This is a genomic window from Amycolatopsis sp. NPDC045836 (assembly GCF_056431745.1).
In genome coordinates, this window is sequence record NZ_JBWKKF010000004.1 from 166,348 (window position 1) to 178,915 (window position 12,568).

The following is a 12,568-nucleotide window of genomic DNA, read 5'->3' on the forward strand; positions in this document are numbered from 1 at the left end:
ACGCCCTCCCCCCCCCCCACACACCCCCCCCCCCCCCCCCCCTCCCCCCCCCCCCCCCCCCCCCCCCAACCCCCCCCCCCCCCCCCCCCCCCCCCCCTCCCCCCCCCACCCCCCCCCCCACCCCCCCCCCCCCCCCCCCCCCCCCCCGGGCCCCCCCCCCCCGGCCGGGGTGCAGGCGGTCAGACCGGGCGGACCGGCCCGTTGCGCACTTCACGGTGCACCGCGGCCGGCTGCCCGGCCGCGCTGCCCCCGACATATCCGTTGATGTGCAAGGAAACCGCGCGGATCGTGCCGGAGTCACCACCGGCCACGTCGCGGGCGTGGAAGGTCCAGGTGCCGTCCACCGCCCCAGTGGTCAGCCCGGACAGCGCCGCGGCCGGGCGCCACGAACCGGTGAACGGCGCGTCGGAGAAGGACACCGAGCTGAACGCCCGCGCCGCCCCGTCGGCGAACACCACCTGGCACAGGTTGTTGCCCGAACTGCCGTTGCGCTGGAACACCACCGCCTGCGCGCCCGAGGGCGCGGTCAGCGTGCCGACCAGGTCCCCGACGTAGGAGTGGCTCAGCCCAACCGTGGTCGAGGTCTGGTCGGTGCTGCAGGTGCTGCCGTCCACCGACAGCGTCAGCTTCGACGCCCGGCCGACCCCGGCCACCTCGATCGGCACGCTCACCCCGACCTGGTTGTTGTCCGGGATGGCCACCGGTGCCCCGGTGTAGGCGAAGTCGGTGGCCACCGGGGAGGGCTTGCCGACCGGCAGCGGGAACCGCACGGTGGTCGGCGAGTGCGCCCCGGCGAAGCTCACCTTGGCGTCGAGCAGGACCGGCACCCCCAGCTGGTGGTTCGCCGGCACGCTGATGCCGAACTCGTTGACCCCGGTCTGCTTCGGGCTGATCGTGCCGTAGGACTTCGACCGCGGGGTGATGCTCACCCCCGGCGTCGGCGAGGTCAGCACCACGCTGGTGGACACCGCCGCGCCGTCCCCGGTGTTGGTCACCGGCAGGTTCAGCTTCGCGGTCTCACCCGGGTCGAGGAAACCGTCCGGCGCGAGCACGGTGGGTGCCTTGGCCACCGCCACCGGCTGCGGGCTGGCTCCGGTGTGGGCCAGCACCCGGTCGGCCAGCAGCACCCCGGCCCCGCTGAGCACGTCGGTACCGGCCAGTTCGATGTCGGCGGCGGTGTTGACCAGCGCCTCCCGCATCTCCTTCGGGTGCAGGCCCGGATTGCCCGAGAGCACCAGCCCGGCGATCGCCGCCGCGTGCGGGGCCGCGGCCGAGGTGCCGAAGAACGGGTTGAACCCGGTGACGCCGGTGCTCACCCCGTCGGCCGCGGTCAGGTCCGGCTTCTGCCGCACCTCTCCCCCGGTCGCCGAGACGTCGCCGGGGGTGATGGGGGTGCCGTCCGACTCGTAGAACACCCGGCGCGGGCCGTCCGAGCTGAACCGCTCGACCTGCGTGTCCGGGCCGAACGAGCCGGGGAACGGGCCGGCCGGGTTGGCCGGGTCACCCGGCTCCAGCGGGGAGCCGAACGCCTTGGCCGCCGGCGTCGCCGCCACGCTGTAGGCCTGCCGCGCGGCCGAGTGGCCCACGGTCACGCCCGGGGTGGTGTAGGCCTTGAGGCCGTCGGCCGAGTCGGCGAAGCGCCCGCCGAGGCCGGACAGCGACAGGTACCGGTTCTCCCCGGAGTACTTGACCACGGCCAGCCGCAGCCCGGTGCCGCCGAAGAGCGGGGTGTCCAGCCGCTCGTACGGGTCCTGGGTGCCGGTCTGGTTGTTCTGGCTCATCGCCACCACCGCACCGGCGGCGTTGAACAGGTACAGGTCGTAGTCGTTGGCCGAGCGGCCGACCGGGTCCGACCAGAACAGCGTGACCACCACCGAGGCCGAGGAGGCGTCGGAGATCGGCTGGAAGATCTGCGTGCCGCCGGCCCCGGCGAAGTCGTGGGCCGCGCCGGTGAACTTGCCCGCCTGCAGCCCGGAGTCGGCGAAGTCGCCTTCCCAGTGCGCGGTGGTGCCGTCGCTGGTGTTGCCCTCGTTGCCGGCCGAGGAGAAGTACAGCGCGCCGTCGGCGGTCACCTCGTTCACCGCCTGGGCGATGATCCAGTCCTGGAACGGCGACTCCTTGAAGTAGAGCACGTCGTCGACGATGATGTCGCAGCCCGCGTCGAAGCGGAGCTTGCGGATGTTGTCGGCGAAGCCGGCGTCGGAGCTGAACGCGGTGGCGAAACCGAGGTCGGCCCCCGGCGCCACGTCGTGGATGATCTCCAGCATCGCGGTGCCCTCGTCACCGGAGCCCTCCTGGCCGGGCAGCACGTCGATCGACGGCGGCAGCTCGCCCTTGGCCTGGGACGCGGCCAGCGAGGCGACCCCGTCGGACAGCGCGCAGATCTTCACCCCGGCGCCGCTGACGCCGTACTGCTGGCGGGCGGTGTCGGCGTTGTGCGCGCGGTCGCCCTCGCTGGTCACCGGACCGGCCTGGATGCGCGCCTGCGCCTGGTTCAGCTCCGCCTCCAGCTGGGCGGCGAACTCCGCCTTGCTCTTGGCCGGGGTGTCGTCCGAGCGGGGGGCGCGGGCCGACGGATCGGCCAGCTGGTGCGCGGTGACCGCCTGCACGGCGGGTTCGATCAGCCGCACGTCGGCGCGCTCGGCCAGGCCGGTGACCGCGTCGAGCGGCAGCTCGGCCCGGATGCTGGCCGCCTTCGCCGAGACGGTGCGGATTTCCGCGCCCGCGGCCCCCAGGCCCGCGAGCAGGTCGTCGGTGACCGCGGTGGCCCGCACGTCGACGGTGACCGTGCCGCGTTCGGTGACCTTCGCCCCGGTGTCCAATGCGGACAGCTCGGCCGCGGGCAGCCGCTGCGCGCGCCGCTGCCGCTCCACCAGCAGGTGGCTGTCCACTTTGGAGTCCACGGGCCGCTGCGCGCGCTTGAGCTCCTGCAGCGCGGCGATCTGCTGGAGCACTCGCTCCTGCACCTGCGCGGCGGGGTCCGCCACCCCCGCCGCCGCGGTGGCCGGGGTGAGCACCCCGGCGACGACCGCCAGGCAGGCCGCGCCGGCGAGGCCGCTTCGCGCTCTCCTACCTGGTGAATGAGCTGGACGCACGGGCGCCTCCGATTGACTGGCGCGTGCCCCGACTCACGCTGGCCGATCGCCGGTGATCACCGGCTGAGACCACTTAAGTGCAGAGTGCAGAGGTTTACAGCAGCCTTTCGAGTGACCGTCGATCGGTGAATCTCTAACGGAGGCGGTAACGCTGTGGCTACAGCACGAACGAGTCGGACCAGGGCTGCGAAGCGCGGCCGGACAGGGCGTCGAGCAGGCTGACCGCCTGCTTGTCGGTCAGCGAGGCGACGAAGTCGACCACCGCGCGGCCCCTGGCCAGCCCCCGCACCTCGTCCTGCCCGCGCACCGGTTCGCCGGTGGCCCCGACCAGCAGTTCCGGGGCGTGGCGCGCCAGCTGCTGGTACTCCTGGTGCGCCAGTTCGACCAGGTCGTGCAGCCGCCGGGGCAGCCGCGAAGCCTCCTCGCGGTCGACCAGCCAGGCGTCCAGCGCGTCGACCAAAGTGGACACCAGGCTGGCCTGCCCGCGCTGGTGCAACGCCAGATCCGGGCGAAGCAGGACAAACCGCCGGTGCACGAACTTGAGCACCTGCACCTCGTGCCACTGCGGGGGCCGCAGCGTCACGTGCCCCGACCGGGTGGACGGGGACGGCGTCAGCGACACCCCGTCGACCAGGCGCGCGGTCCAGCGGGCGGAGAACGCGGCGGTTGCCTGCTCGGCTTCGATGGAGCCGTCGAAGGCACCGGCGAGCAGGTCGTCGACCAGTTCACCGCGCACCCGCGCCACCGCCATGGCGAACGCGTCGTCGTCGACGATCCAGCGGTCCTTGGTGTGCATGCGCCGCCGCAGGCGTTCGAGGGAGTAACCGGGCCGGCGCCGTTCGGCGGCCAGCGCGGCACCGTCCAGTCCGGACAATTCGCCCGCGTGCGCGGCCCACTGGCCCAGTTCGGCGGCCACCGACGCGTGCTGCAGCACCCCGATGCGGTGGAAGTCCTGCAGGTCGTGGATGGCGTAGGCGATGTCGTCGGCGGTGTCCATCACCGACGCCTCGACCGTCTGCTGCCAGTGCTCCAGCCTGCCGGTGAACGGGGCCCGCGCCTGCGCGAAGTCGTCCAGTTCGGTGCAGTAGGCGGAGAACTTGCTCGCCCCGGTGCCCGGCCCGGTCTCCGGCTCGGCGGCCCCGCGCGGCGGCACGCGCATCCCGGACGGGTGCGGGTCGGGCACGTGCAGCCGGGCCCACGGGTACTTCAGCACCGCCGCGCGCACGGCGGCGGTCAGGTCGAGGCCGATCGCCGCGGGCCCGCGCACGTCGGTGGTGGTCAGGATGCGGAAGGTCTGCGCGTTGCCCTCGAAGCCGTCGGCCAGCCCGTACCGGTGCCGGGCGAGCCGGTCGAGCACCTGCTCGCCGAGGTGGCCGAACGGCGGGTGCCCGAGGTCGTGCGCGAGCGCGGCGGCCTCGGCCACGTCGGGGTCGCAGCCGCCCAGCTTCTCGGCCAGTTCGGCGGTGTCCGGCGCGGCGGTCAGCCGCTCGGCGATCGCCCTGGCCACCTGCGCCACCTTCAGGCTGTGCGTGAGCCGGTTGTGCAGCAGGCCGGCCCCGCCGGCGCTGACCACCTGGGTGACCCCGCCGAGCCGGGCGAAGAACGGGGAGGCGGCGATCCGGTCGCGGTCGATCCGGAACGGGCTGCTCGCCAGGTCCGCGGCCGCCGAAGACCGCTCGGCCTGCCGGTCGTGGTCGCGGCGGCGCGCCCTGGGGTCGGCCGACTCCTCGAAGTTGCGCACCCGCCCACCCTAACCGCGGCTGTGGTGGGATTCCGGCATGGACACCCTGATCGCCGGCGCGGGCCCGGCAGGCTGGGCACTGGCGGGCGCCTGCGCCCGTGCCGGACTGCGCACCGCGGTGGTCGACCCCGCACCCGCACGGCCGTGGACCCCGGTCTACGGCCTCTGGCGCGACGAGGTGCCGGACCTGCCCGGCGCCGCCGTCGCCGCCGTGCCGCATTCCGTGGTGGCCACCGCCGTCACCACGCACCCGATCGACCGCGAGTACGCCGTGCTCGACAACGCCGGCCTGCGCGAGTGGCTGACCCACCCCGCCGTCGAGACGATTCCCGGACGGGTGGCGGCGGTGACGCGCGGTGACCGGGGTGCGACGGTGACCCTGGCCGACGGCAGGCGGCTGGCCTGCGCGGTGGCCGTCGACGCCACGGGTGCCCAGCGCGCGCTGACCGGCGGCCCGGCCCGGCGGCCCGCCGAGCAGACCGCGTTCGGCGTCGCCCTGCCCGCCGCGCTCGCCGAACGGGTGACCGGGCACCCGGCGGGCACGGCGGTGTTCATGGATTGGCGGCCCGCCCCCGAACCGGGTGATTCGGCGACGCCCACCTTCCTCTATTCCCTGCCGCTCGGCGACGGCCGGACGCTGGTCGAGGAAACCTGCCTGGCGGCCAGGCCCGGGGTGCCGCAACGCATTCTTTCCGCGCGCCTGCGTTCACGGCTGGCCGCGGCCGGGGTCGGCGAACCACGCGGGCCGGAACGCGTGCGCATTCCGCTCGACCTGCCCATTCCGCGCACGCTCGCCTTCGGCGTCGCGGGCGGCTTCGCGCACCCCGCCACGGGTTACAGCGTCGGCACCGCGCTGCGGCTCGCTTCCCCGGTGGCACAGGCCATCGCGGCCGCACGCGGCCCGGCCGAAGCCGATCGCGCGGCCCGCGCGGTGGTGGCCTCGGCGCGGGCGCGGCGGGTGCACGCGCTGCGAAAATTCGGCCTGCGCGTGTTCACCGGGCTACCGCCCGCCCAGGTACCGGAATTCTTCGAAATGTTCTTCGCGCTCCCGCCGGAGTCGCAACGCGCGTATCTGTCCGGCCGTGAGGACCTGACCGGGACGATGGCCGCCATGGTAGGACTTTTCCGGCTGGCGCCGTGGCGAATTCGCACCCGGATGGTGTAATTGCGCGTCCAGCCGGTGAATTTCTGCTTACAGACCACCCGGAACCGCTCCGGGCTGGGCACCATGCGGTCGTGGGTCCGTCCCAGATCGCCGTCAGCTTCGCCTTCCAGCCGCTCTACAGCCTGCACACCGGCGGCGCCGTGGCGCTGGAAGCGCTCGCGCGCGCCGGCACCGGGGAGCACTCGGTGGCCAGGCTGCTCGACGAGGCCGCCAGGGCGGGCGAGCTCGCCGAGACCGATGTGGCACTGGCCGCGCACGCCGTGCGCCAGGAAGCCGAGGACGAGACCCGCGGGCCCGGCCTGCTGCCGCTGCACCTGAACCTGACCGCCGCCTCGGTCGCCGAGGGCGCCGCGCGGTGCACCCCGCTGCTCGACGTGCTGGACGAGGTGGGCAGGCCGCCCCGCGAGGTGGTGCTGGAGATCGGCCCGCCGTTCGGCCGGGTGCGCCCGGCCGAACTGCTCGACAGCATGGCCGCGCTGACCGACCTCGGCTTCCGGCTGGCGCTGGACGGGCTCGGCCGCGGTGACCTGCCGCTGGCCCTGCTGGCCGTGGCCGGGGTGCACACGCTCAAGGTCGACGGCACGCTCACCGCCCGCGCCCCGGCCGACCCGGCTTCGGCGGCGGTCGTGGAATCCCTGGTGCAGTTCGCCTCCCGCACCGGCGCCCGGCTGGTGGCCACCGGCGTCGAGAACACCGCGCACCTGGAGGCGGTGCGGGCGCTGGGCCTGCGGGTGGCGCAGGGGCCGCTGTTCACCGGCACCGGGCACGACGGCCTGCTGGACGGCGCCACCACGCCGTTGCCGAAGACCACCGACCACCCCGCCACACCGGCACCCCGGGTCCGCGACTTCCTGAAACCGGCGGTCACCCTGCCCGCTTCGGCCACCTGCGAGGACGTCCGCGAGGCGCTGGCCGCCTCGGAGCGGGCCACCGGCATCGTCGGCGTGGACACCCGCGAACGTCCACTGTGGTCGGTGGACCGGGCGCGGTTCCTGCTCGCCTTCACCGGTCCGTACGGGCACGCCCTGCACGCCAAGCGACCGGCCGGCCGGCTGGCCGACGTCCCGCACACCATCGACGCCGAGGCCTCGGCGCTGGACCTGCTCGACGTGGTGGCCGACGCGGACTGGGACCGCACCGGCGACGACGTGGTGGTGGTCGACCGGCGCGGCCGGTGCCTGGGGGTGGTGCTGGTGACCGAGGTGGTGCGCGGGGTGGCCGAGGCCAAGGTCGAGGCGGCCACCGCGCTCAACCCGCTGACCCGGCTGCCCGGCACCGAGACCGTGGCCAGGGACATCGACCGCCGCATCGCCGCCCGCGAGCCGTTCGTCACCGCCTGGCTGGACGTGGACGCGTTCAAGTCGGTCAACGACAGCTTCGGCTTCGCCGCGGGCGACGACCTGATCCGCGAACTCGGCCGCGTCCTGACCGACGTGGCCACGCGGCTGCCGCGGACCACCGTCAGCCACGTCGGCGGCGACGACTTCCTCATCGCCTGCGACGTCGACGAGATCGCCACCCTGGCCGCGGCGCTGGTCGACGCCTCGTGGTCGGCGGAGGGCCGCCCGGTGTCGGTCTCGCTGGCCACCCTGGTCTGCACGACCGCCTCGGTGGGTTCCTACCGCGACGTGTCGAAACTGCTGGCGCCGCTGAAGAAGCGGGCCAAGGAGGTGCCCGGGTCCAGCTGGGTGCTCGGCCGCCCCGGCTCCGACCGGGTCGAAGTGCTGCGCGGGCGGGGTGGCCGGCCGGTGCGGCTCAACCCACCGGCTTGATGAAGCCGGATTCGTACGCCCTGATCACCGCCTGGGTGCGGTCACGCGCCCCCAGCTTCGCGAGCAGGTTGCCGACGTGGGTCTTCACCGTCTGCACCCCGAGGAACAGCTCCCCGGCGATTTCCACATTGGACAGTCCTTTCGCGACGAGGCGGAGCACCTCGGACTCGCGCTCGGTGAGCCCGGCCCCGGCCAGGCCGTCCCGCCCGCCGGGCTCGCCGTGGGTGGCGGCCAGCCGGCGGATCGCGGCCGGGAACAGCAGCGAATCACCGGCGCACACGGTGCGCACCGCGCCCACGATCTCCTCCGGCCGCGCCCGCTTGAGCAGGAACCCGCTCGCGCCCGCCCGCAGGGCCTCGTAGACGTAGTCGTCGTTCTCGAAGGTGGTCACCACCACGATCTTCGGCGGGTCGTCCACCGTGGACAGCAGGTGCTCGGTGGCGCGGATGCCGTCCACCGCGGGCATCCGCACGTCCATCAGCACCACGTCCGGGCGCAGCCGGGCGACCAGGCCGGGCACCTCGGCGCCGTCCCCGGCCTCCCCCACCACGCTCAGCTCCGGCTCGGACTCGATGATCGCCCGCAGCCCGGCCCTGATCAGCTGCTCGTCGTCGACCAGCAGCACCCCGATGCTCATTTCCCGGCTCCCCACGGCAATCCCACCACGACCTCCCAATGTGCTCCGGCGCGCCCGGCGCGGAACTCGCCACGCAGCACCTCGACCCGTTCCGCCATGCCCCGCACCCCGCGCCCGCCGGTGCGGCGCGAGGCCACCGGCGCCCCGGCGGGATTGCGCACCAGCAGTTCCAGCCGCTCCCCGCCGATCACCACGCGCACCTCGACCGGGACCTTACCGGCGTGCCGCAGCACGTTGGTCAGGCATTCCTGCAGGATCCGGTACGCCTCGCGGGAGACCACCGCCGGCACCTCGTCCGGCTCGCCGGTGATCTCCGCGGTCACCGGCACGCCGGCCAGCCGGGTCGCCGCCAGCAGGCCGGGCAGCTCGGCCAGCCCCGCCTGCGGTGCCTTGCCCGCCTTCTCCTCGCGCAGCAGGCCCAGCACGTGGTCGAGGTCCTCCAGCGCCGACCGGGCGGAGTCCTCGATGGCCTCCAGCGCGCGTTCGGTGAACTCCGGGTCCCGCCGCAGCGTGCGCCGCGCGGCCCCGGCCTGGATGGTCACCACGCTCAGCGCGTGCCCCACCGAATCGTGCAGCTCCCTGGCCAGCCGGTTGCGCTCGGCCAGCTGCTCGGCGCGCTTTTCCAGCTGGGCGATCCGGTCGGCCGCGGAGACGCCGAGCAGGGTCGCCGCGGCGCGGCTGAGCAGGGCACCCACCGCCGAAACGGTGTAGACCAGCCCGAGCACCAGCAGCAGGCAGAGCACCGGCACCCAGGCCCCGGCCCAGCCGCGCGGCACCCGGATGCCCTCCTCGGAGGCGATCGCGATGCGCCCGGTGAACGGCGCGGTCACCGACAGCACAAAAACCACCGGCAGCACCAGGCTGGCGAAGCTCAGCACACCCCCGCACACCACGTGCAGCAGGAACATCGCGCTCGAGCGCAGCCGCACCGGCCAGTTCTCCGCCCGGCCGAAGACCACCCCCGGCGCCGGGTCGTCGAGCAGTTCCCGCACCGCGGTGCCCTCCAGCACCCGGACCGCCGGGATGAACGACGAGGCCAGCATGACCGCCAGCGCCAGCACGCTCCCGGTCCAGAAGGCGGCGCCGATCGACGTGGTCACCGGCGTCACCGACGGGACCGCGATCGAGGCGAAGATCAGGTACGGCACGCTCAGCGCGCCGCCGAGGATCAGGTAGGCCCAGCGGCGGTAGGTCGACCGGTTCACCACCGGGTTGAGCAAGCGCACCAGCCGATCGTAGGCGGGCGCGCGGCGATCGGAGTTCCCTCTCGGGAGGGAGGGCGAACCCGCGCGCGGTGGACCCGGGGCACCCCGCGCGCTTGCTCTACTCCCCGGGTGTCCTCCTTGCTCTTCGGCCTGCTCAGCCTGCCGTTCTACGTCGTGTTCCTCTGGCCGCTGGTGGCCGCCTCGCGCCGGGTGCTCGGCGTGCGCATCGGGGCGGTCCGCGCGCTGTCCGGCGCGTTGCTCGGCTGGCTCGTGGCCACCGGGGTGTTCACCCTGCTGCCCCCGGTGCACACGGGCCGCCCGGCCGCCTTCTCCGGCCTGCTCGTCCCGATCGCCGGGGCCGCCTTCGTCACCACACTGGTCTTCCTGTTCGTCGCCGAACTCGCGGTGCCGAGCGGCGGCGGCCTCGGGTTGCTCGGGCGGATCCGCGCGGCACGGGCGAAGGCCGCCCGCGGGCGCCGGTACTCGCAGATCACCCGGATCGCGGTCAAGCACGGCCTCGGCCCCTACCTGAGCGGGCGCCGCAACCCGGACAGCAGCCGCGAAGCCGCGCTGGCGCGATCACTGCGCCGGGCGCTCGAAGACGCCGGGGGCGCCTTCGTCAAGCTCGGGCAGCTGATGTCCACCCGGCCCGACCTGCTGTCCCAGCCGTTCATCGACGAACTGAGCCGGCTGCAGGACGGGGTCGCGCCGGTTCCGGCCGGGCTGATCGAACGGCTGCTGCACGACGAACTGGGCGCACCGCCGTCCGAGGTGTTCGCCGAGTTCGACCCCGAGCCGATCGCCGCGGCCTCCATCGCGCAGGTCTACCGCGCGAAACTGCGCTCGGGTGCGCAGGTGGTGGTCAAGGTGCAGCGGCCCGACGTCCGGCGCGTGGTGGAACGCGACCTCGACATCGTGCACCGCGTCGCGCGGTCGCTGGAACTGCGCACCCGCTGGGCGCGCTCCCTCGGGGTCGCCGAACTCGCCGGGGGCTTCGCCGCCGCGCTGGCCGAGGAACTGGACTTCCGGGTCGAGGCGCGGAACCTGGCCTCGGTGGCGGCCGCCCGGCCGGACGACTCGGTGGTGCTGCCGGCCGTGCACGAAGAGCTGTCCACCGCGCGGGTGCTGGTGATGAGCAGGCTCGACGGGGTGCCGCTCGGCACCGCCGCGGTCGCTGCCGACCGGCGGCCGGTGCTGGCCCGCTCGCTGCTGGACTGCCTGCTGCACCAGGTGCTGCGGCACGGGGTCTTCCACGCCGACCCGCACCCCGGCAACGTGCTGGTGCTCGCGGACGGGCGGCTCGGCCTGCTCGACTTCGGCTCGGTCGGCCGCCTCGACCCGAGCCTGCGCGGCGGGCTGCGGGACCTGCTCGCCGCGGTCGACCGCGGTGACCCGGCGGCGCTGCGCGACGGCCTGCTGGAGATCGTCGACCGCCCGGACGACATCGACGAACGGCGCCTGGAACGCGCGCTGGGCGCGCTGGTGGCCAAGCACTTCAGCCACCGGCAGGCCCCGGACCTCGACCTGTTCACCGATCTGTTCAAGGTGATCGCCGGGTTCCGGCTGTCGGTGCCACCGCCGGTCGCCGCGGTGTTCCGCGCGCTGGCCACCATGGAGGGCACGCTGGGCCTGCTCGCACCCGGGTTCGACGTGATGACCGAGTCGCGTTCGTTCGCGCTGGGCGCGGTGGGCGGGAAACTGCGGCCGGATTCGCTGCGGCAGGCCGCCACCGACGAACTGCTCTCGCTGCTGCCGGTGGTGCGGCGCCTGCCCCGGCGGCTGGACCGCATCAGCACCGCGCTGGAACAGGGCCGGCTTTCGGTCAGCGTGCGGTTGCTCGCCGACGAGCGCGACCGCGCGGTGCTCACCGGCTGGCTGCACGAGGTCCTGCTCGCCGCCACCGGCGCCGCCACCGGGCTGATGGCGGTGCTACTGCTCGCCAGTTCCGGCGGGCCGCGGGTGCTGCCGGACCTCACGCTCAACCAGCTGTTCGGCTACCACCTGCTGGTGGTCAGCCTGCTGGTGGGCCTGCGGCTGCTGTTCGTGGTGTTCCGGAGCCAGCGGCGGTTCGGGTCAGCGCCCTGACCAGCCCGGCGGCCGGGCCGTCCAGCGCCCCGGAGTGGACCACCTCCACGCAGTGGACCAGCCGCGGTTCGGCGATCGGCACCCCGCTCACCCCGGGTGCGGCCGAGGCGACCGGGCGGGGCAGCACGGCCAGGCCGTGCCCGCCCGCGACCAGCGCCCCGAGCGCGGCCACGTCCGTGCCGTGGTAGGCCAGCGCCGGGCGGAAGCCGCCGAACCCGGCGTTCGCGCGGAGCTGCGCCAGCGGCAGCCCGGCTTCGGGCGCGTCGATCCAGCGGGCGTCGGAGAGGTCGGCCAGGCGCAGCGCCGCCCGCCCGGCCAGCGGGTGGTCCGCGGGCAGGGCGGCGACCAGTTCGTCGTCCCCGGCCGCGCGCACGACCCCGGTCAGCGGGGCGGCCTCGGGCAGCCGCAGCGGGTCGCTCGGCGCGGCGACGCCGTCGACCAGGCCGAGGGTGAGCGCGCCGGTGGACACCTCGTCGAGCACCGCCTGCCTGCCCAGCACCCGCAGCGTCACCTCGGTGCGCGGGAACCGGCGGCGCAGCTCGGCGAGGGCGGTGGGCAGGCGGTGCTTCACGGCCAGCGGCGAGGCACCCACGGACACCGCGGTGTGGGGCGTCGCGGCGAGGCGGGTGATGTCGGCGCGGGCGGCTTCGAGGCGGATCAGCAGCGGCCCGGCGTGTTCGAGCAGGCGGGCCCCGGCTTCGGACGGCGCGACCGGGCGGCGGAAGAGCAGCACGGTGCCCAGGTCGGCCTCCAGGCTGGCGATGTGCTGGGAGACCGCCGACTGGGTGTAGCCGAGTTCACGGGCGGCAGCGCTGAAGGAGCCGCAGCGCACCACCGTGACGAAGGTTCGGAGCAGATGCGGATCCAT

8 protein-coding genes are annotated in these 12,568 nt (G+C 74.6%); 3 read left to right on the top strand and 5 right to left on the bottom strand.

Going from position 1 to position 12,568, the window contains the following annotated elements; all coding sequences use genetic code 11:
• Nucleotides 1-179: 179 nt before the first annotated feature.
• The gene (locus tag AC07EG_RS08175; RefSeq protein WP_478252316.1) at nt 180-3,017 is read right to left on the bottom strand and encodes a S8 family serine peptidase; all 2,838 of its coding nucleotides are present in this window, start codon (nt 3,015-3,017) and stop codon (nt 180-182) included.
• A gap of 235 nt (nt 3,018-3,252) precedes the next feature.
• On the bottom strand, nt 3,253-4,836 hold the full coding sequence (locus tag AC07EG_RS08180) for a deoxyguanosinetriphosphate triphosphohydrolase family protein (protein WP_478252317.1): 1,584 nt from the start codon (nt 4,834-4,836) through the stop codon (nt 3,253-3,255).
• Nucleotides 4,837-4,873: 37 nt separating this feature from the next.
• Between AC07EG_RS08180 and AC07EG_RS08185 the strand changes: the two genes are divergently transcribed.
• Nucleotides 4,874-6,001: a lycopene cyclase family protein gene (locus tag AC07EG_RS08185; RefSeq protein WP_478252318.1), complete on the top strand. Its 1,128-nt coding sequence runs from the start codon at nt 4,874-4,876 to the stop codon at nt 5,999-6,001.
• A 71-nt stretch (nt 6,002-6,072) separates the two neighbouring features.
• Nucleotides 6,073-7,773 carry an EAL domain-containing protein gene (locus tag AC07EG_RS08190; protein ID WP_478252319.1) on the top strand — a complete coding sequence of 567 codons (1,701 nt, stop codon included), beginning with the start codon at nt 6,073-6,075 and terminating at the stop codon, nt 7,771-7,773.
• Here AC07EG_RS08190 and AC07EG_RS08195 read toward each other — a convergent pair.
• Together AC07EG_RS08195 and AC07EG_RS08200 are read right to left on the bottom strand one after the other, a co-directional pair.
• Entirely contained in the window at nt 7,757-8,410 is a 654-nt protein-coding gene (locus AC07EG_RS08195) for a response regulator (RefSeq protein ID WP_478252320.1), read from the bottom strand. The two genes, AC07EG_RS08190 and AC07EG_RS08195, sit on opposite strands and share 17 nt — an antisense overlap.
• Nucleotides 8,407-9,636, bottom strand: a complete 1,230-nt coding sequence (locus tag AC07EG_RS08200) for a sensor histidine kinase (protein WP_478252321.1) — start codon at nt 9,634-9,636, stop codon at nt 8,407-8,409. The genes AC07EG_RS08195 and AC07EG_RS08200 overlap by 4 nt, the downstream gene beginning before the upstream one ends.
• A 108-nt stretch (nt 9,637-9,744) precedes the next feature.
• On the opposite strand from AC07EG_RS08200, the gene AC07EG_RS08205 reads away from it, so the two are divergent.
• Nucleotides 9,745-11,700, top strand: coding sequence for an ABC1 kinase family protein (locus AC07EG_RS08205; protein WP_478252322.1), 1,956 nt, complete (start codon nt 9,745-9,747; stop codon nt 11,698-11,700).
• On the opposite strand, the gene AC07EG_RS08210 is transcribed toward AC07EG_RS08205, so the two are convergent.
• Nucleotides 11,627-12,568 carry a LysR family transcriptional regulator gene (locus tag AC07EG_RS08210; protein ID WP_478252323.1) on the bottom strand — a complete coding sequence of 314 codons (942 nt, stop codon included), beginning with the start codon at nt 12,566-12,568 and terminating at the stop codon, nt 11,627-11,629. The genes AC07EG_RS08205 and AC07EG_RS08210 overlap by 74 nt on opposite strands.